Origin of the sequence: Streptomyces cyaneofuscatus (genome assembly GCF_000718135.1) — a bacterium.
GTDB lineage: Bacteria > Actinomycetota > Actinomycetes > Streptomycetales > Streptomycetaceae > Streptomyces > Streptomyces cyaneofuscatus.
Window position 1 is genome coordinate 703,674 of record NZ_JOEM01000001.1, and the last position, 23,468, is coordinate 727,141.

At 71.6% G+C, this 23,468-nt stretch carries 21 protein-coding genes; 10 read left to right on the top strand and 11 right to left on the bottom strand.

Features of this window, described 5'->3' with window-relative positions:
• Positions 1–78 precede the first annotated feature (78 nt).
• The 10 genes from IF17_RS0103420 to IF17_RS0103465 are packed head-to-tail and all read right to left on the bottom strand — an operon-like array spanning position 79 to position 10,302.
• The gene (locus tag IF17_RS0103420) at positions 79–1,647 is read right to left on the bottom strand and encodes an NADH-quinone oxidoreductase subunit N (protein ID WP_030561954.1); all 1,569 of its coding nucleotides are present in this window, start codon (positions 1,645–1,647) and stop codon (positions 79–81) included.
• Positions 1,644–3,296, bottom strand: coding sequence for an NADH-quinone oxidoreductase subunit M (locus IF17_RS0103425; protein WP_030561956.1), 1,653 nt, complete (start codon positions 3,294–3,296; stop codon positions 1,644–1,646). Before IF17_RS0103425 ends, IF17_RS0103420 begins: the two co-directional genes overlap by 4 nt.
• Entirely contained in the window at positions 3,293–5,293 is a 2,001-nt protein-coding gene (locus IF17_RS0103430; RefSeq protein WP_030561958.1) for an NADH-quinone oxidoreductase subunit 5 family protein, read from the bottom strand. Before IF17_RS0103430 ends, IF17_RS0103425 begins: the two co-directional genes overlap by 4 nt.
• Positions 5,290–5,739, bottom strand: coding sequence for an NADH-quinone oxidoreductase subunit NuoK (nuoK, locus tag IF17_RS0103435; protein ID WP_030561959.1), 450 nt, complete (start codon positions 5,737–5,739; stop codon positions 5,290–5,292). The genes IF17_RS0103430 and nuoK overlap by 4 nt, the downstream gene beginning before the upstream one ends.
• Positions 5,739–6,395, bottom strand: a complete 657-nt coding sequence (locus IF17_RS0103440) for an NADH-quinone oxidoreductase subunit J family protein (RefSeq protein WP_030561960.1) — start codon at positions 6,393–6,395, stop codon at positions 5,739–5,741. Before IF17_RS0103440 ends, nuoK begins: the two co-directional genes overlap by 1 nt.
• A complete protein-coding gene (locus IF17_RS0103445; protein WP_030561962.1) occupies positions 6,392–6,958 on the bottom strand; it encodes a NuoI/complex I 23 kDa subunit family protein in 567 nt (188 codons plus the stop codon). Before IF17_RS0103445 ends, IF17_RS0103440 begins: the two co-directional genes overlap by 4 nt.
• Positions 6,958–7,926: a complex I subunit 1/NuoH family protein gene (locus tag IF17_RS0103450; RefSeq protein WP_030561964.1), complete on the bottom strand. Its 969-nt coding sequence runs from the start codon at positions 7,924–7,926 to the stop codon at positions 6,958–6,960. The genes IF17_RS0103445 and IF17_RS0103450 overlap by 1 nt, the downstream gene beginning before the upstream one ends.
• Positions 7,923–9,173: an NADH-quinone oxidoreductase subunit C gene (locus IF17_RS0103455; protein WP_030561965.1), complete on the bottom strand. Its 1,251-nt coding sequence runs from the start codon at positions 9,171–9,173 to the stop codon at positions 7,923–7,925. Before IF17_RS0103455 ends, IF17_RS0103450 begins: the two co-directional genes overlap by 4 nt.
• Positions 9,170–9,862, bottom strand: a complete 693-nt coding sequence (locus IF17_RS0103460) for an NADH-quinone oxidoreductase subunit B (protein WP_030561967.1) — start codon at positions 9,860–9,862, stop codon at positions 9,170–9,172. The genes IF17_RS0103455 and IF17_RS0103460 overlap by 4 nt, the downstream gene beginning before the upstream one ends.
• Complete coding sequence (locus tag IF17_RS0103465; RefSeq protein ID WP_018510632.1) at positions 9,853–10,302, bottom strand: NADH-quinone oxidoreductase subunit A; 450 nt, start codon at positions 10,300–10,302, stop codon at positions 9,853–9,855. Before IF17_RS0103465 ends, IF17_RS0103460 begins: the two co-directional genes overlap by 10 nt.
• 183 nt (positions 10,303–10,485) lie before the next feature.
• Here IF17_RS0103465 and IF17_RS0103470 point away from each other — a divergent pair, with 183 nt between their 5' ends.
• The 5 genes from IF17_RS0103470 (at position 10,486) to IF17_RS0103490 (ending at position 17,674) form a co-directional block, all read left to right on the top strand.
• Positions 10,486–11,676, top strand: a complete 1,191-nt coding sequence (locus tag IF17_RS0103470; protein WP_030561970.1) for a sensor histidine kinase — start codon at positions 10,486–10,488, stop codon at positions 11,674–11,676.
• Positions 11,677–11,968: 292 nt separating this feature from the next.
• Entirely contained in the window at positions 11,969–13,348 is a 1,380-nt protein-coding gene (locus IF17_RS0103475) for a sensor histidine kinase (protein WP_030561972.1), read from the top strand.
• A gap of 298 nt (positions 13,349–13,646) precedes the next feature.
• A complete protein-coding gene (locus tag IF17_RS0103480; RefSeq protein ID WP_018510635.1) occupies positions 13,647–14,306 on the top strand; it encodes a response regulator transcription factor in 660 nt (219 codons plus the stop codon).
• Positions 14,307–14,643: 337 nt separating this feature from the next.
• Positions 14,644–16,608, top strand: coding sequence for a 2-oxoacid:acceptor oxidoreductase subunit alpha (locus IF17_RS0103485; protein WP_030561974.1), 1,965 nt, complete (start codon positions 14,644–14,646; stop codon positions 16,606–16,608).
• The gene (locus IF17_RS0103490) at positions 16,601–17,674 is read left to right on the top strand and encodes a 2-oxoacid:ferredoxin oxidoreductase subunit beta (RefSeq protein WP_030561976.1); all 1,074 of its coding nucleotides are present in this window, start codon (positions 16,601–16,603) and stop codon (positions 17,672–17,674) included. The genes IF17_RS0103485 and IF17_RS0103490 overlap by 8 nt, the downstream gene beginning before the upstream one ends.
• A 128-nt stretch (positions 17,675–17,802) precedes the next feature.
• On the opposite strand, the gene IF17_RS0103495 is transcribed toward IF17_RS0103490, so the two are convergent.
• On the bottom strand, positions 17,803–18,231 hold the full coding sequence (locus tag IF17_RS0103495) for a winged helix-turn-helix transcriptional regulator (protein WP_030561978.1): 429 nt from the start codon (positions 18,229–18,231) through the stop codon (positions 17,803–17,805).
• Between the two features lie 101 nt (positions 18,232–18,332).
• On the opposite strand from IF17_RS0103495, the gene IF17_RS0103500 reads away from it, so the two are divergent.
• From IF17_RS0103500 to IF17_RS0103520, 5 genes are all read left to right on the top strand, one after another.
• Entirely contained in the window at positions 18,333–19,193 is an 861-nt protein-coding gene (locus IF17_RS0103500; protein ID WP_030561980.1) for an SDR family oxidoreductase, read from the top strand.
• A 154-nt stretch (positions 19,194–19,347) separates the two neighbouring features.
• The gene (gene rarD / locus IF17_RS0103505; RefSeq protein WP_030561982.1) at positions 19,348–20,388 is read left to right on the top strand and encodes an EamA family transporter RarD; all 1,041 of its coding nucleotides are present in this window, start codon (positions 19,348–19,350) and stop codon (positions 20,386–20,388) included.
• 67 nt (positions 20,389–20,455) lie between these two features.
• Positions 20,456–22,096 (top strand): FAD-dependent oxidoreductase, encoded by a 1,641-nt coding sequence (locus tag IF17_RS0103510; protein ID WP_030561983.1) that lies wholly within the window; start codon positions 20,456–20,458, stop codon positions 22,094–22,096.
• Positions 22,097–22,114: 18 nt separating this feature from the next.
• On the top strand, positions 22,115–22,582 hold the full coding sequence (locus IF17_RS0103515; RefSeq protein WP_030561985.1) for a hypothetical protein: 468 nt from the start codon (positions 22,115–22,117) through the stop codon (positions 22,580–22,582).
• 129 nt (positions 22,583–22,711) lie between these two features.
• Complete coding sequence (locus tag IF17_RS0103520) at positions 22,712–23,452, top strand: carbonic anhydrase (protein ID WP_030561987.1); 741 nt, start codon at positions 22,712–22,714, stop codon at positions 23,450–23,452.
• Positions 23,453–23,468 lie beyond the last annotated feature (16 nt).

Genomic DNA, 23,468 nt, shown 5'->3' on the forward strand with positions numbered 1-23,468 from the left:
TGTACGTGACGTATGCAGCCACGACCTTGCCCTGTGGCGGCCGCCCTGGGCAAACCGATCTTCCGCCTCCGAAGGGCGTCAGAAGAGGTTGACGGCGGCGAACCTCAGGACCAGTTGCGGGGCCCCGGAGAGGAGGATGCCGACGGCCGTGGTGAGGACGATCGCCGTGGTGAGCGGGGCGGGGGCCCGGAATCGGTGCGGTGTTCCGGAGGCAGGTGTTCCGGTGGTCGCGGCCGCGGTTTCCGGGCTCCTGAAGAGGATCGCGGTCCACTGGAGGTAGTAGTAGAGGGCGATCACCACGTTGACGGCCATGACGACGGCGAGCCAGCCGAGCCCCGCGTCGACGGCCGCCGAGAAGACGGTGACCTTGGCGAAGAGCCCGATGATGCCGGGCGGCAGTCCGGCCAGGCAGAGCAGGAAGAAGCCGAGCGCGAGGGCGGCGAGGGGGCGGGTGGCGTACAGGGCCCGGTAGTCGGCGATGCGGTTGCCTGGTTCCGTACGGGCGACGAGGGCCGCGACGGCGAAAGCGCCGAGGTTCACGACGGCGTACATGAGGGCGTACGCGATGGTGGAGCCGATCTGTTCGTCGCTGGAGTACGCGGCGGCGGCGATCGGGACGAGCAGATAGCCGGCCTGGGCGACGGAGGACCAGGCGAGGAGCCGGACGGCGCTGCGGGCGCGGTCGGCCTTCTGGCGGAGCGCCGCGACGTTGCCGACGGTCATGGTGAGGGCGGCCAGGACGGCTACCGCCGGGCCCCAGACGTCGGCATAAGAGGGGAACGCGATGACGGTGACGAGGATGAGGCCCGAGAAGCCGACGGTCTTCCCGACGACGGAGAGATAGGCGGCGATCGGGAGGGGGGCGCCCACATAGGTGTCGGGGACCCAGAAGTGGAAGGGGGCCGCGGCGGTCTTGAAGGCGAAGCCGACCAGGGTGAGGACGACACCGGTCTTGGCGAGGGTGTCGAGCACCGGGGGTACGTCGTCCAGGTGGGCGGCGATCTCGGTGAGGTGCAGGGTGCCCGTCGTCGCGTACACGAAGCTGACGCCGAGAAGCATGACGGCGGTGGCGACGACGGAGGAGAGGAAGAACTTGAGCGCGGCCTCGGAGGAGCGCCGGTCACCGCGTTTGATGCCCACCAGGGCGAAGGCGGGCAGCGAGGCGACTTCCAGGGCGACGACGAGGGTGGCGAGGTCGCGGGAGGCGGGCAGGAGGGCCGCGCCCGCCGCGGAGGCGAGGAGCAGGAACCAGTACTCGCCCGCCGGGAGCTTCCGCGTGTCGTCGAGGGAGAGCAGCGCGGTGAGGAACGCCCCTCCCAGGACGAGGGCCTGGATCACCAGGGTGAAGTGGTCGGCGGTGTAGCTGCACGCCTGGGCGCCGGTGGTGACGCAGAAGGTGGAGCGGTCGCCGGCGCGCAGCGGGATGAGGAGGGCGAGGGCGGCGGCGAGCGCGGTGAGGGTTCCGTAGCCGAGGAGCTTCTTGCGGTGCCCGGGGAGGAAGAGGTCGGCGACGAGCACGAGCAGGGCGGCCAGCGCGGTGAGGGTGGGGGGCGCGATGGCGAGCCAGTCGATGGACTGGACGACGCTGGGGGCGGTGCCGGCCGCCGCAGTGAGGGCGCCCGGGGCGGTGCTGAGGTCCGCGGTCACGGCTTGCCTCCTGCGAGGAGCTTCTGCACGGCCGGATCGGTGAGGCCGAGGAGGATCGCGGGCCAGAGTCCGGCGAGGACGGTGAGGGCGGCGAGCGGGGTCCAGGCGGCGGCTTCGTACGTCTGGATGTCGGCGAGCTGCGGGGGGCTTCCGGCGGCCGTGGGCCGCCCGGGGCCGTCCGCCGGGGGCGGGGTCCGGTCGTCGGGCGAGAGCTGGGAGTGGGGCGTGTGCTCGCCCATGCAGACGCGGCGGACCACGATGAGCATGTACGCGGCGGTGAGCAGGGTGCCGAACGCGCCGATGGCCATGAAGGTGCGGAACGCCGGGCGGCTGAGGCCCTCGGCGGGGCTGTAGGCGCCGAACAGGGTGAGCATCTCGCCCCAGAATCCGGCGAGTCCGGGCAGGCCGAGCGAGGCGACTGCGGCGAAGGCCAGCAGGGCGCCGAGGCGGGGCGCCCGGCCGTAGAGGGCGGCTCCGGTGGCACCGGCGAGGGTGTCCAGGTCGGCGGTGCCGTAACGGTCCTTGATGGCACCGACCAGGAAGAACAGCAGGCCGGTGATGAGGCCGTGGGCGATGTTGGCGAAGAGCGCGCCGTTGACCCCGGTGGGGGTCATGGTGGCGATGCCGAGGAGCACGAAGCCCATGTGGCCGACGGAGGAGTACGCGATGAGCCGCTTGAGGTCGCCCTTGGCGCCGTTGCGGGCGAGGGCCAGGCAGGCGAGCGACCCGTAGACGATGCCGACGACGGCGAACGCGGCGAGGTAGGGCGCGAAGGTGCGCATGCCGTCGGGCACGATGGGGAGCAGGATCCGGACGAATCCGTACGTTCCCATCTTCAGCAGGACGCCCGCGAGGAGCACCGAACCGACGGTGGGCGCGGCGGTGTGGGCGTCGGGGAGCCAGCTGTGCAGCGGCCACATCGGGGTCTTCACGGCGAGCCCGACGCCGATCGCGAGAACGGCGATGACCTGCACGGATGTGGTGAGGCCACGGCCGTTGTCAGTGGCGAGTGCCACCATGTCGAAGGTGCCGCTCTTCAGCCCGATGAGGAGCAGGCCCAGCAGCATGACGACCGAGCCCAGCAGCGTGTAGAGGATGAACTTCCAGGCGGCGGCGCGCCGTTGGTCACCGCCCCAGCGGGCGATGAGGAAGTACATCGGGATGAGGACCATCTCGAAGGCGAGGAAGAAGAGCAGCAGGTCGAGGACGGCGAAGGTGGCGAGGGTGCCGGATTCCAGGACGAGGACGAGGGCGATGAACGCCTTCGGTGAGGGGCCCGCAGGCAGCTTGAAGTAGCTGTACAGCGCGCAGAGGAAGGTCAGCAGCGCGGTCAGCAGGAGGAGGGGGAGCGAGATGCCGTCGATGCCGAGGTGGATGCGGACGCCGAGCGCCGGGATCCAGCTGATGTCGGTGGTCGCCTGCATCGTGGCGGGCTGGTCGTGGTCGAAGCCGGTGGCCAGGACGATCGCGGCGATGAGCACGGCGCCGGTCACGGTCACGCCGTGGCGGAGCACGGCCTGGTCGGGGTTCTTGCCCCTGAGCCCGGGCGGGGCGGGGAGCAGCGCCGCGACGGCGCCCAGGAGCGGGGCGACGACGATGAACGCGAGAAGGAACTGCATCACGGACGGGCTGATATCCATCACGGTCACGACCCCGCGTTGACGTTGGCGAAGACGACGGCGGCGATCGCCAGGACGAGGGAACCGGCGAGCAGGACGCTGAGGTAGGTCTGCACGTTTCCGGTCTGGGCGCGGCGTACGGCGGTGCCGAGGAGCCGGGTGGCGGCGCCCGATCCGTCGACGTAGGTGTCGACGACCGTGCGGTCCAGGAAGCGCACGAGACGGGCGGCCTGCTGGACGGGCCGGACGAACACCGCCGTGTACAGGGCGTCGAGGTGGAAGCCGGTGACCGCGTGGCGGTGGAGCGGGCCCAGGAGGAGGCGTCCGGGGTCGGCCGGGTCGGCGGCGTCCGCGATGGTGCCGTAGGCGGCGGTGTGGGACGTCATGGCCTCGGCTTCGACGAGGGCGGGTTCGGCGCCGGGGTGGGCGGCCACGGCACCGATGGGGGTACGGGCGGCGAGCGCCGTGGTGTGGCGCCAGGCGCCGTAGGTGACAAGGCCGCCGACGAGGCCGACGCCGGTGGAGAGGACGGCCGTGGTGAGGGACGGGGTGAGGGCGTGTCCGTCGAACCAGTCGCCGATCACGCCCGCGGTGAGGCCGAAGGCGATGGTGGGGACGGCCAGGACCCACAGGACGGAGGTCATGGCGAGCGGCTGGCGGCCGTGGTCGGGGACTTCGGCGCCGCGTCCCTTGAAGGCGAGGAGCCAGAAGCGGGTGGCGTAGGCGGCGGTGAGGGCGGCGGCGAGCAGCCCGGCGACGAGGATCGTCCAGCCCGCGGCTGCGGGGGCGACGGTCCGGTCCCCCATGGCGGTGTGCTCGGCGGCGACGAGGACGGCTTCCTTGGAGAAGAAGCCGGCGAACGGCGGGATGGCGGCGAGCGCGAGGAGGGCGACGGTCATCGTCCAGTAGGCGTCGGGGATCCGGCGCGCGAGGCCGCCCATGCGGGACATGGCGGCGAGTGAGTTGGTGCCGGCGGCATGGATGACGACGCCGGCCGCGAGGAAGAGGACCGCTTTGAACGCACCGTGCGAGATCAGGTGGAAGACGGCGGCACCACGGTCGCCGACGGCCAGGGCGCCGGACATGTAGCCGAGCTGACCGATCGTCGAGTAGGCGAGGACGCGTTTGATGTCGTCCTGGGCGAGGGCGGCGAGTCCGGAGCCGATCATCGTCACGGCCGCCATCACGGCGAGGACGACCAGGGCCGCGCCGGAGGCGGCGAAGACGGGGAGCAGCCGGGCCACGAAGTAGATCCCGGCGGCGACCATCGTCGCGGCGTGGATGAGCGCGGAGACGGGGGTGGGACCGGCCATCGCGTCGGGCAGCCAGGTGTGCAGGGGGAACTGGGCGGACTTCCCGGCGACGCCCGCGAGGAGCAGCAGGGCGATGAGGGTGGGGTGGTCCAGGCCGCCGTTGGTGACGGCCGCGAGGATCTTGGTGATCCGGAAGCTGCCGGTGTCGGCGGCCAGGGCGAACAGCCCGATCAGGAAGGGGACGTCACCGAGCTTGGTGACGAGGAACGCCTTCAGGGACGCGGCGCGGGCTTCGGGCGTCTCCCAGTAGTGGCCGACCAGGAAGTACGAGCAGATGCCCATGATCTCCCAGCCGACCAGGAGCACCATGAGGTCGCCGGAGTAGACGACGAGCAGCATCGCGGAGGTGAAGAGGGAGACCAGGGCCGCGTAGGAGGGGTAGCGGGCGTCGTCGCGGAGGTAGGCCGTGGAGTAGAGCTGTACGCAGGTGGCGACGACGGTGACGAGGACGGCGACCAGTACGGCGAAGCCGTCCAGGTGCAGCGCCAGGTCGATGGGGACCGACCCGGTGGGGGTGAGCTGGGTCGCGGCGTCGATGGCACGGCCGCCGCCCTGGCGGACGGCGACGATCACGGCGACGACGGCCGCGGTGAGCGTCGGCAGGATCGCCAGGGGGCGGACGAAGCCGGGGGCCGTGCGGCCGAGCGCGAGGCCGGCGACGGCTCCGAGGAAGGGGAGGAGCGGGACGAGGGCGGCGAGGGTCGTCGTGGTCACGAGGTGGCCTCTGCGTTCGTGGTGGTCCCTGCGTTCGTGCTCTTCCCTGCCGGTTCGGCGCGGCGGTGGGGCTGGGCGTCGGCGCTGACGCTCGCTGCGTCGGCGGCGTCGGCCGCGTCGATCTCTGCGTCGGCCTCGTCGGTCTCGGCGGTGTCGCGGAGCCGGTCGATGTCGGAGGAGCCGCGGTTGCGGTAGACGGCGAGGACGATCGCGAGGCCGATGCCGATCTCGGCGGCGGCGATGGCGATGGTGAAGAGGGTGAGGGCCTGGCCGGAGTGGAGGGTGTCGCGGAGCCAGACGTCGAAGGCGACGAGGTTGAGGTTGACCGCGTTGAGCATCAGCTCGACGGACATCAGGACCAGGATCGCGTTGCGGCGGGCGAGGACGCCGTAGAGGCCGGTGCAGAAGAGGAGGGCGGCGAGTACGGCGGGATAGGCGAGGTGCATCAGCTCTGTCCCTCCTTGCCGGGGCCTTCGCCCTTGCTCCGGCCCTGGTCGCGTCGGGCGGCGGTGTCCGGGGCGGACCGGACCGCCGCGTCCGTGTCGTGCTTGCGGGACAGGACGATGGCGCCGACGAGGGCGGCGAGCAGCAGGACGGAGAGCGCCTCGAACGGGAGGACCCAGTTCCGGAAGAGGAAGGCTCCGGTGACGGCGGTGGAGCCCTGGGCCGGTCCTTCGAGGTCGATCCAGGTCGTACGGAAGGCGTCCACGACGATCCAGACGAGCGCCGCCGCCGCGGCGAGGGCGACGCCCAGGGCGACCCACCGGTTGCCGGAGTCGGCGTCCGGGGAGCGGCCGATGGGGGCCCGGGTGAGCATCAGGCCGAAGAGAAGGAGGACGACGATGGAACCGACGTAGATCAGTACCTGCACCCAGGCGATGAACTCGGCGGTGAGCAGGAGGTACTCGACGGCCAGTCCGCCGAGCGCCACGACGAGCCAGAGGGCGGCGTGCACCAGCTGCCTGGTCGTGACGGTGATGACGGCGGCACCGAGGGTGGCGAGGCCGACCAGGACGAACGCGATCTCGACACCGGTCGGGGAGAGGAAGCCCGGGTGGTCGGCGACGGCTGCGGCCAAGGGCGATGCGATGGAGTGCGTCATGGGGTTCCTCCTTCCTCGCTCTGCGGGGCCTGCGGGGCTTGCTGCGCGGCGAGTTTGTCGGCCGTCTTGCGGGCGGCGGCGATCTCCTTCGGCTCCTCCGCCCCGGGGTCGAGCGCGGGCGGCTCCGGCACGGTCCACATCCACTCGCGGAGCTTGTCCCGCTCATGGGTGAGCTCGTGGATGTCGGTCTCCGCGTACTCGAATTCGGGCGACCAGAAGAGGGCGTCGAAGGGGCAGACCTCGATGCAGATACCGCAGTACATGCAGAGGGAGAAGTCGATGGCGAAGCGGTCGAGGACGTTGCGGCTGCGTTCGCGCCCGCCGGGCGCGGCAGGCGGCACCGTCTCCTTGTGGGAGTCGATGTAGATGCACCAGTCGGGGCACTCACGGGCGCAGAGCATGCAGACCGTGCAGTTCTCCTCGAACAGCCCGATGACGCCCCGGGAGCGGGGCGGGAGTTCGGGCTGGGTGTCGGGGTACTGCGCGGTGACGGTCTTCTTCGTCATCGTGCGCAGGGTGACGGCGAGGCCCTTGGCGAGGCCTGAACCGGGGATCGGGGGCATCAGTTGATCGCCACCTTCACGATGCCGGTGAGCGCGATCTGCGCGAGGGCGAGGGGGACGAGGGTGGTCCAGGCGAGCTTCTGCAACTGGTCCTCACGCAGACGCGGGTAGCTGACGCGCAGCCAGATGACGACGAACGCGAGGAGGGCGGTCTTGAGGAGGGTCCAGAGCCAGCCGAGTCCGTCGGCTCCGAAGGGGCCGTGCCAGCCGCCGAGGAAGAGGACGGTGGTCAGGGCGCAGAGGATGACGATGCCCGCGTACTCGGCGAGGAGGAACAGGGCGAAGCGCAGCCCGGTGTACTCGGTGTACGCGCCGAAGATGATCTCGGAGTCGGCGACCGGCATGTCGAAGGGCGGGCGCTGGAGTTCGGCGAGGCCGGCGACGAAGAAGACCAGGGCGCCGACGATCTGCCAGGGCAGCCACCACCACGCGAAGGCGTCGAGGATGCCGGTGAGCGAAACCGTGCCGGCCGCCATGGCGACGGAGGCGGCGGCGAGGAGCATCGGGAGTTCGTAGGAGAGGAGCTGGGCGGCGGTGCGGAGGCCGCCGAGGAGGGAGAACTTGTTGGCCGAGGCCCAGCCGGCCATGAGCGAGCCGAGGACGCCGATGCCCATGACGGCCAGCACGAAGAAGATGCCCGCGTCGACGACCTGGCCGACCGCGCCGTCGCCGGGGCCGACGGGGATGGCCACGAGGACGAGGAGGTACGGGAGGAGGGCGACGGCGGGGGCGAGCTGGAAGACGCGGCGGTCGGCGGCGGCCGGGACCACGTCCTCTTTCTGCGCGAACTTCACGCCGTCCGCGACGAGCTGGGCCCAGCCGTGGAAGCCGCCCGCGTACATGGGGCCGAGGCGGCCCTGCATGTGGGCCATCACCTTGTGTTCGGTCTGGCCCACGAGGAGGGGGGCGACCAGGAACACGACGAAGACGATGGCCAGGCGGAGGGCGACATCGGACACGTCGTTCACTCGGTATCGCCTCCGGCGGGGTGGTCGGGGTGGTCGGGGTCGGGCTGGGGCTTGGACTGGGGCTGGGACTGGGGCTGGGACTCAGGTTCGGGCTCGGTGGGGTCGGGGGTGGGGCCGCTGCGCGGGGCTTCTCCCCTACCCGCCCCTTCCCGAACCGGGGGCTCCGCCCCCGAACCCCCGCTCCTCGAACGTCGGAGGGGCTGAGAAGGGGCATCCGGGTCGTCGAACGCCGGCTGGGCGTCGTGCCAGGGGGCGTCCGTGGCGCGGGTGCGCTGACTCGCCGAGCCCTGGGAGGCCGAGCGGGAGCGGCGCGGCGGGCGCGGCGCTTCGGCCTCGGGGGCCTGCTGCTGGCTCGCCGAACCGTCGGCCGCCGAGCGGGAGCGGCGCGGGCGGTCGGGCCGGGGCGATCCGGCCGGTACGTCGCCGGGCGACGCGCCCCCCGGAGGCGTGGACCCGGGCGGGGGCTGTACGGCCTCCGGCGAGGCCTCGCCCGACGGTCCGGACGCGGGGCCCCCGGGCGCCGGCGGGTCCGTCTGCGGGCGTTGCGCTGCTGAGCCCTCGGTCGCCGAGCGGGTGCGGCGGGGTGGGCGGTCGGTGGCCGTCGCCGCCGGGCGGGCTGCGCGGCCCGGGCGAGCCGTGGCAGGGGGGAGCTGGCCCTTGAGGGGGCCCCATTCGTTCGGGTCCGGGACGCCAGGCGGAAGCATCGTGCGGCGCTTGGGGCCGCCGTGTTCGGACTCGCCGGGCTCCTTCGCTCCGGGCCAGGCCTTGGCGACCCTCGCGGCCAGGACGAAGTCCTTGCGGAGCGGGTGGCCCTCGAAGCCCTCCGGCAGCAGGAGCGGGGCGAGGCCCGGGTGGTCCTCGAAGGCGACGCCGAACATCTCGTGCGTCTCGCGTTCGTGCCAGGCCGCGCCCGCGTAGACGTCGATGGCGCTGGGCAGGACGGCCGCGTCGTGCGGGACGGTCGTGCGCAGCATCAGCCGGCGGACCGTGCCGTCGCCGAGCGCCGCTACGTGCACGCAGACGCGGAAGCCGGTGCCCGGCTCGTCCACGGCGCTGAGCCAGTCGAAGTAGCTGCAGCCGAGGTCGTCGCGGGCGGTCCGCAGCGCGGTGATCCACTCCGTGGCGGGGACGTCGACGGTGAGCAGGTCGTAGGCCGACTCCGCCGTCGCACCCTCGCCGAAGAGGTCTGTGACGGCGTCCGGGAGCCGGTCGTACGGGTGGTGGGCCTGATGCTGACGCTCGCTCACCGCTGCTCCTCCCCCGGTTCCGTTCCCGGAGCCTTCGCCGCCGGTGCCGGTGCGGTGACCAGGCCGCTGCGCAGCGCCGCCGTGGAGGGGGTGCCGCTGGAGGGGCCGTTGGCGTACCGCTCCGCCAGGGACTCGCGCGCGATCTTCTCCTGGAGCTTGAGAATGCCCTGGAGCAGCGCCTCGGGCCGGGGCGGGCAGCCGGGTACGTACACATCGACGGGGATGATCTGGTCGACGCCCTTGGTGACGGAGTACGAGTCCCAGTAGGGGCCGCCGCAGTTGGAGCAGGCGCCGAAGGAGATGACGTACTTCGGTTCGGGCATCTGCTCGTAGAGGCGCTTCACCGCCGGGGCCATCTTGTCCGTCACCGTGCCGGAGACGATCATCAGGTCCGCCTGGCGGGGGCCGGGGGCGAAGGGGATCACGCCGAGCCGGATGAAGTCGTGGCGGGCCATGGAGGCGGCGATGAACTCGATGGCGCAGCAGGCGAGTCCGAAGTTGAAGACCCAGAGGCTGTAGCGGCGGCCCCAGTTGAGGACGACCTTCATCGGTTCGGGCGCGAGCCGGGAGAGGATGCCGAGACGCTTCGGTTCCGGGAGGAGCACCGGTTCCGGCCCGGTTGCCGCCTGCGGGCCGGCGGAGGGTTCCGGCTGCTGCTCTGCGGAGGTCGGCCGGCTCGTCAGGCCCATGCGAGGACGCCCTTCTTCCATGCGTAGAGCAGTCCCACGGCGAGGAAGCCGAGGAAGATGAACATTTCCACCAGCGTGGTCGCGCCGTATCCGGGTGCCGCGAAGACCGTGGCCCACGGGAACAGGAAGATGGAGTCGACGGCGAAGATGACGTAGAGGAACGCGTAGACGTAGTAGCGGACCTGGGTGTGGGCCCAGCCCTCGCCGACCGGGTCGACGCCGCACTCGTACGTCAGGAGCTTCTCCGGCGTCGGGACCACCGGCCGCAGGAGCCGTCCCGCCCCGAAGGCGACGGCGACGAACAGGACGCCGACCAGGGCGAGCAGGCCGACCACCGAGTAGCTCTGGAAGTACTCGGAGGCGAGGGTGGTCTGTTGGTGGACCGGCACGTACGCCACGTGCGGCACTTCCGGCACGTACGCCACGTCCCTCACGTCCACCCCATGTTCCTCGTCATCCGGTTGTCGCCCCGAACGTATCCGAGGCCCCTCTGTACGCACGGGAGTCTAGGCCCTGATAAACGCACAGTAAGCAGCCGCGTCGCACACAGGTGGGGTTATCCCTACTTCACGCCACCTACGAGCCCCATGGCGTGCGCGGACACCGCCCGGCAGGCTGGTGCCATGACCATGAGCCCTTCCGTGCCGGCCCCCGACCGGCTGCCGCCCGCCCGCCTCGCCCTCGACCGGTGGACCTGGCGGGAGATCGCGCACCTGCTGGCCGATCTGCCGATGGCCATCGCCGGTTTCGTCTACGCGCTCCTCGTGATCACCGTCGGTGTGGGCCTCTCCGTCACCGTGATCGGACTGCCGGTGCTCGTCAGCGGGTTGCGGGGCGCGCGGTGGCTGGGCCGGGTGGAGCGGGGCCGGGCGCGGTCGTTGCTCGGGGTACGGATCGAGGAGCCGAGCCCGTTGCCGCGAGGCCGCGGGGACGAGGGGGTCTTCACCTGGCTCTGGTCGGGGCTGAAGGACCCGGTGGGGTGGCGTTCCCTGCTCTACGCGTTCATCCGGCTGCCGTGGGGGGTCCTGACGTTCGCGGTGACGCTGGTGAGCCTGTTCGTGCTGTGGCCGGTCCTCCCGTTCATCGCCCGCGGGCTGACGACGGCCGACCGGGCGATGGTGCGGGGGCTGTTGTCGCCCTCGGACGAGTTGGAGCGGCGGATCGCGGAGCTGGAGTCGGACCGGGGCGTGGTGGTGGACACCGCCGCCGCCGACCTGCGCCGGATCGAGCGGGACCTCCACGACGGCGCGCAGGCCCGGCTCGTCGCCCTGGCGATGGGGTTGGGGCTGGCGAAGGAGAAGCTGACGCACGATCCGGAAGCGGCCGCGCGGATGGTGGAGGAGGCCCATGGCGAGGTCAAGGTGGCCCTCCAGGAGTTGCGCGACCTCGCCCGGGGTATCCACCCCGCCGTCCTCACCGACCGCGGTCTAGACGCCGCCCTCTCCGCCATCGCCTCCCGCTGCACCGTCCCCGTCACGGTGTCGGTGGATCTGCCGGGGCGCCCGGCGGAGGCGATCGAGGGCATCGCCTACTTCACCGTCTCGGAGCTCCTTCAGAACGTCAGCAAGCACAGCGGTGCCCGCTCCGCCTCCGTCAAGGTGTGGCGTGCGGCGGAGCGGTTGCTGATCCAGGTCACGGACGACGGTTCGGGCGGGGCTCGGATGGACGGCGGTACGGGGATGGCGGGGCTGGCCGAGCGGCTGGGGGCGGTGGACGGGCTGTTCGTCCTGGACTCTCCGGTGGGCGGGCCGACGTCCGTCACCGCCGAGCTGCCCTGGCGCGACCGGGTCCCGGCGGAGAGCCGGGCCTCCTGAGCGCTCCGCCGGCGTACGGGGGTGGGGAAAACCCCCGTACCGATACGGAGACCGGCCACATGGTGCCGGAGAGGGCGGCCCAGCACCCTTGAAGGAGCACAGCTCGAAGTAGCAGAGCTCTAAGTAGCAGAGCCTGAAGTAGCAGAGAGCTTGAAGTAGCAGAGCTTGAAGTGACACGGCTTGACGCAGCACGGTCCGCGGCGGACGAACACGACCGCGGAGCAGGGAAATCGCGGAGCAGGGAAGCGGAACACCCCGCCGATCGACAGAAGAGACGGAACGGACGGCACTCATGGCCACGGCATACGGACCGGACACCCGGGACCACAAGGGATCGGGCACACGCGGCCACACAGGTCAGGGCGCCGGGCCCCAGGGGCAGGCGCCGGTGAAGCACTTCCTCCCGGCGGCCCTGCGGGCGCCTCTGGAGGCGCGCAGCTGGCGCGAGCTGCTCTATGTCGTGCTGAGCCTGCCGCTGAGCACGGTGGTGTTCGTCTTCGCGATCACCATGACCTCGGTCAGCGCGGGCCTGCTCATCACCTTCATCGGGATCCCGCTGCTGGCCGTCGGCCTGGCCGCCTGCCGGGGGTTCGGGGTGATGGAGCGGGCCCGGGCGCGCGGGCTGCTGAAGCTGGACGTGGCGGAGCCCGTGCGGGTGCGGGGGAAGAGCGGCGGCCCGATGTCGTGGATCGGTGCCGTCCTGAAGAGTGGGGTCTCCTGGCGTCACCTTCTCTACGCGCTGCTGCACTTCCCCTGGGCCGTGTTCACGTTCTGCGTGTCGGTGACGTTCTGGACGTACGGCCTGGCGGCGCTGACGTATCCGCTGTGGCACTGGGTCTTCCCGGTGTTCGCGGGCATCGACGGCCTCCAGCTGTACGGGGACCGTACCCACGCGCAGTATCTGGACTCGCCCGTCGAGCTGGCGGCGACGAGCGCGGTGGGCCTGGTGCTGGTGCTGGTGTCGCCGTGGATCGTGCGCGGGCTGCTCTCGGTGGACCGGCTGATGGTGTCCGGCCTGCTGGGCCCGTCCGCGCTCTCCGCCCGGGTCACGGAGCTGGAGTCGGACCGGGGCGTGGTGGTGGACACCGCCGCCGCCGACCTGCGCCGGATAGAACGGGACCTCCACGACGGCGCGCAGGCCCGCCTCGTCGCCCTGGCCATGGATCTGGGGCTGGCGAAGGAGAAGCTCAGCGACGACCCCGAGGCGGCCGCGCGGATGGTGGACGAGGCCCATGGCGAGGTCAAGGTGGCCCTCCAGGAACTGCGCGACCTCGCCCGGGGTATCCACCCCGCCGTCCTCACCGACCGCGGTCTCGACGCCGCCCTCTCCGCCATCGCCTCCCGCTGCACCGTCCCCGTCACGGTCGAGGTGGACCTGGACGCCCGGCCCGCGCAGGCCATCGAGGGCATCGCGTACTTCACCGTGTCGGAGCTCTTGCAGAACGTCAGCAAGCACGCGCGGGCGACCCGGGCCACGGTCGATGTGTGGCGGACGTCCGACCGGCTGATGCTCCAGGTCACGGACAACGGGCGGGGCGGCGCGTCCACCTCGGCCGGCAGCGGTCTGGCCGGGCTGACGGAGCGCCTGGACGCGGTGGACGGGGTCCTGGTGGTGCATTCACCGGCCGGCGGCCCGACGACGGTCACCGCGGAGCTGCCCTGGCGCGGCTGACCACCCGCGCAACCGCCCGCGCAGCCGTGGGCGGCAGCGTCGCCGGCCCCGTCGGCGCTCCACCGCCGGCCCCGTCGGCGCTCCACCGCCAGCCCCGCCGCCGGCCCCGCCGCCGGCTCCGCGCCGGTGGCGGAGTTTCCCGCTGGGTGGCCGGATCGGGCACGTTATCCACAGGGCCCCCATCCGTGCCCCGGGCCTGGGATGCTGGGGGTGTCGGGCGCGGTGCGCACAGAAGCACGGCGCCTCAGAGACTCAGGACAGCGGGGGACGCAGCGTCGTGCAGCACGTGGAGAACAGAGTGCGGGTAGTCATCGCCGAGGATTCGGTCCTGCTGCGGGAAGGGCTCACCCGCCTGCTCACCGACCTCGGGCACGACGTGGTCGCGGGGGTGGGCGATGCCGAGGCCCTGCTGAAGACCGTGGCCGACCTCGGGGCGGAGCAGGCGCTGCCCGATGTGGTGGTGGCCGATGTGCGGATGCCTCCGACCCACACCGACGAGGGCGTTCGGGCGGCGGTGCGGCTGCGGAAGGAGTACCCGGGGATAGGGGTGCTGGTCCTCTCGCAGTACGTGGAGGAGCAGTACGCCACCGAGCTGCTGGCGGGCAGCAGCCGGGGCGTGGGGTACCTCCTCAAGGACCGGGTGGCGGAGGTCCGCGAGTTCGTGGACGCGGTCGTACGGGTGGCGCACGGGGGGACGGCGCTGGACCCGGAGGTGGTGGCGCAGCTGCTGGGCCGCAGCCGCAAGCAGGACGTGCTGACGGGCCTGACGCCGCGCGAGCGGGAGGTCCTGGGTCTGATGGCCGAGGGCCGGACGAACTCGGCGATCGCCCGGCAGCTCGTGGTGAGCGACGGGGCGGTGGAGAAGCACGTCAGCAACATCTTCCAGAAGCTCGGGCTCTCGCCCAGCGACGGCGATCACCGGCGCGTCCTCGCCGTGCTGACCTACCTGAACTCCTAGCGATCTGACACTCTGTCAGCGATCGCCAGACCCGCCGGTGAGCGCCGGGTGAGCACCCGGCGTGCACCCTATGGATCTCCCCCGAGGGTGTCCGGCGAACCTCCACCGGGCAGTCCTGGGCGGGAGGACCTAGCACCAAAGACCTACGAGCAGAGCACTTCCATCAGCGATCGGGGGGCTTGAGAAAGATGACAAAACGGGCTAAAAAAGCGTCTCAAAACAGCGTCCACCATATGATCGGCCCCTGGAGGGCGAACCGCACGGACGTAGGGTTGCCTCTGGAGCCGCCGGCTGGCCGGACGGTTCCGAACCGCCGCCCCAAGGGAGGTCCAGTTCAGTGACGAGCCAGGTCAGTAGCGCGGCAGAGAAGGCCGATGAGGCCAACGACGCCGTCCTCGGGGGTCAGCGCGCCCCCCTGTCAGGAACGACGGGAACCACCGAAGGCGACGGGAAAGAGGTCCGCCGCCTGGACCGGGTGATCATCCGTTTCGCGGGTGACTCGGGTGACGGGATGCAGCTCACGGGTGACCGGTTCACCTCGGAGACGGCATCGTTCGGGAACGATCTCTCCACCCTGCCGAACTTCCCCGCCGAGATCCGGGCCCCCGCAGGCACCCTGCCAGGGGTTTCTTCCTTCCAGCTCCACTTTGCCGATCATGACATCCTCACGCCCGGCGACGCACCCAACGTCCTGGTCGCGATGAACCCCGCCGCCCTGAAGGCGAACATCGACGACGTGCCGCGCGGCGCGGAGATCATCGTCAACACCGACGAGTTCACCAAGCGCCCGATGGCGAAGGTGGGGTATGCGACCAATCCGCTGGAGGACGGGTCGCTGGAGGCGTACAACGTCCACCCGGTGCCGCTGACGACGCTGACGATCGAGGCGCTGAAGGAGTTCGGGCTCTCCCGCAAGGAGGCCGAGCGGTCGAAGAACATGTTCGCGCTCGGGCTGCTGTCCTGGATGTACCACCGGCCGACCGAGGGGACGGAGACGTTCCTGCGGCAGAAGTTCGCGAAGAAGCCGCAGATCGCCGAGGCGAACGTGGCCGCCTTCCGGGCCGGGTGGAATTTCGGCGAGACGACCGAGGACTTCGCCGTCAGTTACGAGGTCGCTCCGGCCGCGCAGGCCTTCCCCACCGGCACCTACCGCAACATCTCGGGGAACCTCGCCCTCTCCTACGGCCTGATCGCCGCCGGGCAGCTGGCGGACCTGCCGCTCTACCTGGGCTCGTACCCGATCACCCCGGCCTCGGACATCCTGCACGAGCTGTCCCGCCACAAGAACTTCGGCGTGCGCACCTTCCAGGCGGAGGACGAGATCGCCGGGATCGGGGCGGCGCTGGGCGCGGCGTTCGGCGGGGCGCTGGGGGTGACCACGACCTCGGGGCCGGGTGTGGCGCTGAAGTCGGAGACGATCGGGCTCGCGGTCTCCCTGGAGCTGCCGCTGCTGATCATCGACATCCAGCGCGGCGGGCCCTCCACCGGCCTGCCGACCAAGACCGAGCAGGCCGACCTGCTCCAGGCGATGTACGGCAGGAACGGCGAGGCCCCGGTGCCGATCGTGGCCCCGCAGACCCCGGCCGACTGCTTCGACGCCGCGATCGATGCGGCCCGGATCGCCCTGACCTACCGGACCCCGGTGTTCCTGCTCTCCGACGGCTATCTGGCCAACGGCTCCGAGCCGTGGCGCATCCCGGAGACCGACAGCCTGCCCGACCTCACCACCCCCTTCGCCACCGGCCCGAACCACACCCTGGCCGACGGCACCGAGGTCTTCTGGCCCTACAAGCGCGACCCGCAGACCCTGGCCCGCCCCTGGGCCATCCCCGGCACCCCCGGCCTCGAACACCGCATCGGCGGGATCGAGAAGCAGGACGGCACCGGCAACATCTCCTACGACCCCGCCAACCACGACCTGATGGTCCGCACCCGCCAGGCCAAGGTCGACAACATCGAGGTCCCCGACCTCGTCGTCGACGACCCCGCCGGAGCGGCGACGCTGGTGCTCGGCTGGGGTTCGACGTACGGGCCGATCACCGCCGCCGTCCGCCGGCTCCGCGCCGCCGGGCAGCCCATCGCCCAGGCCCACCTCAGACATCTCAACCCCTTCCCGAGAAACCTCGGCGAGGTGCTGAAGAGCTACGACAAGGTCGTCGTCCCGGAGATGAACCTCGGACAGCTCGCGATGCTGCTGCGGGCGAAGTACCTGGTGGACGCCCACAGCTACAACCAGGTCAACGGAATGCCCTTCAAGGCCGAGCAGCTCGCCACAGCGCTCAAGGAGGCCATCGATGCCTGACACCCAGGAACTGCTCCACAACGAGCTGCTGCAGCTGGTGCCCAAGGCCGAGGCGAAGCAGTCCATGAAGGACTTCAAGTCCGACCAGGAGGTGCGCTGGTGCCCCGGCTGCGGCGACTACGCCGTCCTCGCCGCGGTGCAGGGCTTCATGCCGGAGCTGGGGCTGGCCAAGGAGAACATCACCTTCGTCTCCGGCATCGGCTGCTCCTCCCGCTTCCCGTACTACATGAACACGTACGGGATGCACTCCATCCACGGCCGCGCCCCCTCCATCGCCACCGGGCTCGCCACCTCCCGCCGCGATCTGTCGGTCTGGGTCGTCACGGGTGACGGCGACGCGCTCTCCATCGGCGGCAACCACCTGATCCACGCCCTGCGCCGCAACGTCAACCTCAAGATCCTGCTCTTCAACAACCGGATCTACGGGCTGACCAAGGGCCAGTACAGCCCCACCTCCGAGGTCGGCAAGATCACCAAGTCGACGCCGATGGGTTCGCTCGACGCGCCCTTCAACCCGGTGTCCCTCGCCCTCGGCGCGGAAGCCTCGTTCGTGGCACGCACGGTCGACTCCGACCGCAAGCACCTCACCAGCGTGCTGCGCGCGGCGGCCGAGCACCCGGGCACGGCACTGGTGGAGATCTACCAGAACTGCAACATCTTCAACGACGGCGCCTTCGAGGTCCTCAAGGACAAGGAGCAGGCCGCCGAGGCCGTCATCCGCCTCGAACACGGGGAGCCGATCCTCTTCGGTGCCGAGGGCACCAAGGGCGTGGTCCGCAACCAGGCCACCGGTGACCTGGAGGTCGTCGCCGTCACCGACGAGAACCGTTCCCAGGTCCTCGTCCACGACGCCCACGCCGACTCCCCCACGACGGCGTTCGCGCTGTCGCGGCTCGCCGACGCGGACACCCTGCACCACACCCCCATCGGGGTGCTGCGCAGCGTCCAGCGGCCCGTCTACGACACCCTGATGTCCGACCAGGTGGACGCCGCCGTGGAGCGCGACGGCAAGGGCGACCTCGGCGCGCTCCTCGCCGGGGCCGACACCTGGACCGTCATCGGCTGACCCGCCGCCGCCATCGGCTGGCCCGCCGCGGAGTCACTGACCCGCCGCGGAGTCACGGCCACGGCCCGGACCCGATCCCCCGACCAGAACGACTGGAACGACCGGCACCACCGGAACGACCAGGGGGATCAGGCCCGGGCCTTGTCGTACGCCTTGCGCGCCGCCTGCACCGTGTCCACCTGGCGCTCGGTCCAGCGGGCGAGCGCCCACACCTGTTCGGCGGCCTCGGTGCCGAGCGGGGTGAGCGAGTAGTCCACCCGGGGCGGGATCACCGGCTTCGCGTCCCGGTGGACGAAGCCGTCGCGCTCCAAGGTCTGGAGGGTCTGGGCGAGCATCTTCTCGCTGACCCCGCCGATCGTGCGGCGCAGCTCGCTGAAGCGGTACGAGCGCTCCAGCAGAGCCGCCAGGACGAGGACACCCCAGCGGCTCGTCACATGCTCCAGCACCCCGCGCGACGGGCACATCGGCTGGTTGACGTCCTGGACGGGCTTCGGCAGACCTTCCAGGCCGATCGGACCCGCCGAGGCCGCTCCCGTACTGCGCTCACTCACTCCCATGCCAGTACCTTACTTCAAAGTGGGTACTTTCCATTAGTTAGTGCTCGCCCTACGCTGGATCGGGAAAGCACGAAAGCAATCACCGACAGCAGGAGCCCCCCATGAGCATCGTCGTCACCGGAGCCACCGGAGAACTCGGCCGCCTCGTCATCGACGAACTGCTGGCCACGGTCCCGGCCGGCGAGATCGTCGCGGTCGTCCGCAACAAGGAGAAGGCCGCCGCGCTGGCGGCCCGGGGCGTGGAGCTCCGTATCGCCGACTACGACCATCCCGAGACCCTCGCCGAGGCCTTCCGGGCCGGTGACCGGGTGCTGCTGATCTCCGGCAGCGAGGTGGGCAAGCGGGTCGCGCAGCACTCCGCGATCGTCGAGGCGGCGAAGGCGGCGGGCGTGGCGCAGCTCGCGTACACCGGCATCCTCGGCGGACCCGACGCGGACTTCCTGCTGGCCGACGAGCACAAGGCCACCGAGCAACTGATCCTGGACTCCGGGCTGCCCTACACCTTCCTCCGCAACGGTTGGTACACGGAGAACTACACCGCCAACCTCGCTCCCGTCCTGGAGCACGGCGCGGTCGTCGCCAACGCGGGCGAGGGCAGGATCGCCTCCGCCTCCCGGGCCGACTACGCCGCCGCGGCTGCGGTCGTGGTGACCGGCGAGGGCCACCTCGGCAAGGCCTACGAGCTGAGCGGCGACACCGCCTGGTCGCTCGCCGAGTACGCGGCCCTGCTGTCCGAGGTGACCGGCAAGGAGATCGCGTACAAGGAGGTCCCGGCCGCCGTGCACCAGGAGATCCTGGTCGGCGCGGGCCTGCCCGAGGGGTTCGCCGCGATCCTCACCGACGTGGACGAGGCCATCGCGCGCGGGCGGCTGGCGGGGACGAGCGGCGACCTGGCCCGGCTGACCGGCCGCCCGACGACCCCGCTGGCCACGACCGTACGCGCGGCGCTCGCCGCCGTCTGACCTCCTGCCCGCAGGACCCTCACCAGCCCCTCCCCCCACCTGTGTCGCGAGTGTCATGAGTGTTTACCTGAGACGGCTATGACATGAGGCTCTTCCGGCGTTACCGTCATCCCGTCGGGCAGACGCGCCGGCACAGGCAGTCCGGGAGGGGCCCGTGAAGGGGAAGAACGAACAGCGGGCCGGCCTGCTGTATGGAGTCGGCGCGTACGGGATGTGGGGCCTCGTCCCCCTCTTCTGGCCGCTCCTGAAGCCGTCGGGGGCGATCGAGATCCTCGCCCACCGCATGGTCTGGTCCCTGGCCGTCGTCGGGATCGCCCTCCTCGTCGTCCGGCGCTGGGCCTGGATCGGCGAGTTGGTGCGCGACCCGCGCAAGCTGGGCCTCATATCGGTGGCGGCGGCGACCATCACCCTCAACTGGGGCCTCTACATCTGGGCCGTCAACAACGGCCAGGTGGTCGAGGCCTCGCTCGGCTACTTCATCAACCCGCTGGTCACCATCGCCATGGGCGTCCTGCTGCTCGGCGAGCGGCTGCGGCCGGTGCAGTGGATCGCGGTCGCCACCGGCCTGGCCGCCGTACTCGTGCTGGCGATCGGGTACGGGCGGCCGCCGTGGATCTCGCTGATCCTGGCGTTCTCCTTCGCCACCTACGGCCTGGTCAAGAAGAAGGTCAACATGGGCGGCCTGGAGTCACTGGCCGCCGAGACCGCCATCCTGTTCCTGCCCGCGCTCGGCTTCCTGCTCTGGCTGACGGCCACCGGCGCGTCGACGTTCACCGCCGGAGACGCGGGGCTGGGCCACGGGGCGCTGCTCGCCGCGACGGGCATCGTCACGGCGGTCCCGCTGATCTGCTTCGGCGCGGCGGCGATCCGGGTGCCGCTCTCGACGCTGGGGCTGCTCCAGTACCTGGCGCCGGTCTTCCAGTTCGTCCTCGGCATCGTCTACTTCCACGAGGAGATGCCGCCCGAGCGGTGGGCCGGGTTCGCGCTGGTCTGGCTGGCCCTCTCCCTGCTGACCTGGGACGCGCTGCGCAACGCCCGCCGCAACCGGGTCCTGGCGGCGAAGCTGCTGGCGACCGCGGCTGCGGCCCCGGCACCGGCGACCCCGGAGGCCGCAACCCCGGAGGCCGCAACCCCGGAGGCCGTGACCTCGGAGACCGCAACGCCGGAGACCGCGACCCAACAAAAGATTACCTAGTTGCTTTTATTACTCAGTTACGTTTCCCTGGTGGCTCCGACGGAACCGTGACCGAGGAGCAGCAGCCATGACCGACGCCTCGACCGACGTACTCATCGTGGGCGCGGGCCCCACCGGCCTCACCCTGGCCCTCGACCTGGCCCGGCGGGGCGCCGCCGTACGCATCGTGGACAAGTCCCCCGCCCACCCCCGCACCTCGCGCGCCAAGGGCCCCAACCCCCGGTCCCTGGAGATCCTGGCGGACCTGGGGGTGGTGGACGAGGTGCTGGCCGCCGGTTCGGCGCCGCTGCCCATGCGCGTGTACCGCGACCACCGCCCGGTCGCCGAGACCGACCCCTGGGCGGACGCGGCCCCGACACCGGCCACGCGGTTCGACCGGCCGTGGCTGATCGCCCAGTGGCGGCTGGAGGAGATCCTGCGCGCCCGGCTGGCGGGTCACGGCGTCCGCGTCGAGCTGGGCCGCGAGGTCGTGGGCCTGGAGGAGGAGGCCGACGGGCACCACGTGGACGTGACGTTCGCGGACGGCCGGGCGGAACGCGCGCGGTACGTCGTCGGGTGCGACGGCGCCCACAGCCCCGTACGCAAACTGCTCGGGATCACCTTCGACGGGACGACCGCCGAAGACCAGGTGATGGTCAGCGGCGATGTGGAGCTGGACCACGAGGACCTGGGCCGGGACCGGTGGCACCAGTGGTTCGACGCGGACGGGGCGGTCATGCTCTGCCCCATTCCCGGTACGCGGACGGGGTGGTGGTTCCAGGCCGGGCCCGAGCGGGACGCGGACGGCCGGCCGCTCGCGCCCACCCTCGACGGCTTCCGGCGGCTGTTGACCCAGCACACCGGCCTGCCGGGCCGCCACCTGACCCGGGCCGAGCTGCTGTCGACGTACCGGGTGAACGTCCGTATGGCCGACCGCTACCGGGTGGGCCGGGTCCTCCTCGCCGGGGACGCGGCCCATGTGCACGCCATCGCGGGCGGGCTCGGGATGAACACCGGGATCCAGGACGCCTTCAACCTGGGCTGGAAGCTGGGCCAGGTGCTCACCGGGCAGGCGGACGCGGGGCTGCTGGACACGTACGAGGAGGAGCGGCTCCCCGTCGCCGCCTGGACCCTCGACCTGACCTCCGACCGGCTGCGGGCCACTCTGGAGGCGATCCGCGAACCGGGCGGGAACCTGAGTTCCGCGATGACCCCGGAGACGGCGGGGCTCGGCATCGGCTACCGGTGGAGCAGCCTGGCGGGCACGGAAGCGGGCACGGAAGCCGGCAAGGCGCCCGATGCCCCGGCCACCGGCCCGCACCCCGGCGACCGCGCCCCCGACGCCCCCTGCCGGGACGCCGCGACCGGGGAGCGCACGCATCTGTACGGCACCTTCGCGGGCCCGCACACCACCGTCCTCGGCTTCGGCCCCGCGAGCGCGGCGGTACTGCGGGAGGTGGCGGCTACGTACGGAGAGGGGCCCGGGGTCCGCGCCTGCCGGGTGTACGCCGCCGACGAGGACCACGGCACGGCGGAGCCCGGATCGCTGATCGACGACCAGGGGCATGCGGCAGCCGCGTACGGCTTCGGCGCAGGTGGAAGCGGTCTTGTCGTCATCCGGCCCGACCATCATGTGGGGATCGTGGCCCCGGCCGGCGACCCCGGTTCCGTACGGGAGTACCTGCGGCGGCTGCACGGGGCACCCGGCATGGTGGACGCGGTGCGATAAGGCTGATTGAGTGCCCGGATGGGGACTGTCCTGGGCGAGATGAGGAACGTGCGGTGGCACGAGCTGCAGCATGCGCACGGCTCCGCGTCCCAGGTTCCCGGCATGCTGTCGCGGATCGCCTGGGGTGACGGCCCGACCGCCGAGGACGCCCTGAGGGACCTGGACCAGTGGATCGGCGCCCCGGCCGTGTTCGACGCGACGGTGGCCGCGGTGCCGTTCCTGTGGGAGCTGGCGGCGACGGAGACGGTCAAGGACCGGGCGGGCGTGCTGGACCTGCTCGCCACGATCCTCGCCGCCGGCCACGCCCAGCACCCCGAGTGGACGCACGCGGCGCACGAGGCGGTGGCGGAGGGCCGCCCGACGGCTGCCCGGCTGGCCGCGGGCACCTCGTCGGCCCAGCCCCAGTCCGTACGGGAGGCCGCCGCGCGGCTGCTGGCGGCGACGGACGAGCACGTCTGCGCCGCCTGCCGACCGCGTACGGACTGACGTCGGCGCACGACCACTGGATCACGGGCGGCCGACTCCAAGTGCCCCAGGGCCAAGGAGAGTTCAAGAGTTCGCCAAGACTTGGGCGCCACGAAAGTCCGGTAACGACAACGGAGTTACCGTCCGTGCGTGAAAACGACCCCACATGATCAAATCCGGGTGGCCACCAGCCGCCGTGCCCTGCTCCGCGCCTCCGTGGCCACCGCCGCGGTAGCCGCCGGAACCGGCCTCGTCACCGGCGCCTCCCCGGCCGGAGCCACGGCCCTCAGACGCCCCTCCCCCAGACCCGACACCCCCGCCGCCGCGCTGGCGGAGCTCTCGACGGGCAACCGGCGGTGGCGCACCCTGCACCAGCGGCACCCGCACGAGGCGCGCCCGCTGCGCCAGTCGCTGGTCTCCGGCCAGCACCCGTTCGCCCTGATCCTCGGCTGCATCGATTCCCGTGTACCGCCGGAGCTGGTCTTCGACCAGGGGCTCGGCGACCTGATGACCGTGCGCTCGGCCGGTGAGGTCCTCGACGAGGCCGTTCTCGGGAGCATCGCCTACGGCGTCCTGGAGCTCGGCATCCCCCTGGTCGTGGTCCTGGGCCACCAGGCGTGCGGGGCGGTCGCCGCCGCCGTGGAGGCGGAGGAGACGGGAGCGGAGTTGCCCGCCCACATCCAGTACATAGCCGACCAGATCAAGCCCGCGATCGACCACACGCACCACGGCGCCGCACGGGTGGACGCGACGATCGACGCGCAGGTGCGGCTGGTCCGCTCGCGGCTGTCGCGGGAGGCCGATCTCGCCGCCAAGGTGAACGCGGGACAGCTGGCGATCGTCGGCGCCCGCTACGAGCTGAGCACGCAGTTGGTGCACCGGGTGAGGTAACCCGGCCGAAGCCCGT

Bases quoted from the DNA above. Each gene is read 5' to 3' on its own strand.
- IF17_RS0103515 (WP_030561985.1), top strand. From the start codon at position 22,115: ATGGGGACTGTCCTGGGCGAGATGAGGAACGTGCGGTGGCACGAGCTG.
- IF17_RS0103475 (WP_030561972.1), top strand. From the start codon at position 11,969: ATGGCCACGGCATACGGACCGGACACCCGGGACCACAAGGGATCGGGC.
- IF17_RS0103445 (WP_030561962.1), bottom strand. From the start codon at position 6,958: ATGCCCCCGATCCCCGGTTCAGGCCTCGCCAAGGGCCTCGCCGTCACC.
- IF17_RS0103490 (WP_030561976.1), top strand. From the start codon at position 16,601: ATGCCTGACACCCAGGAACTGCTCCACAACGAGCTGCTGCAGCTGGTG.
- IF17_RS0103495 (WP_030561978.1), bottom strand. From the start codon at position 18,231: ATGGGAGTGAGTGAGCGCAGTACGGGAGCGGCCTCGGCGGGTCCGATC.
- IF17_RS0103460 (WP_030561967.1), bottom strand. From the start codon at position 9,862: ATGGGCCTGACGAGCCGGCCGACCTCCGCAGAGCAGCAGCCGGAACCC.
- IF17_RS0103510 (WP_030561983.1), top strand. From the start codon at position 20,456: ATGACCGACGCCTCGACCGACGTACTCATCGTGGGCGCGGGCCCCACC.
- IF17_RS0103500 (WP_030561980.1), top strand. From the start codon at position 18,333: ATGAGCATCGTCGTCACCGGAGCCACCGGAGAACTCGGCCGCCTCGTC.
- IF17_RS0103470 (WP_030561970.1), top strand. From the start codon at position 10,486: ATGACCATGAGCCCTTCCGTGCCGGCCCCCGACCGGCTGCCGCCCGCC.
- IF17_RS0103440 (WP_030561960.1), bottom strand. From the start codon at position 6,395: ATGACGCACTCCATCGCATCGCCCTTGGCCGCAGCCGTCGCCGACCAC.
- nuoK (WP_030561959.1), bottom strand. From the start codon at position 5,739: ATGCACCTCGCCTATCCCGCCGTACTCGCCGCCCTCCTCTTCTGCACC.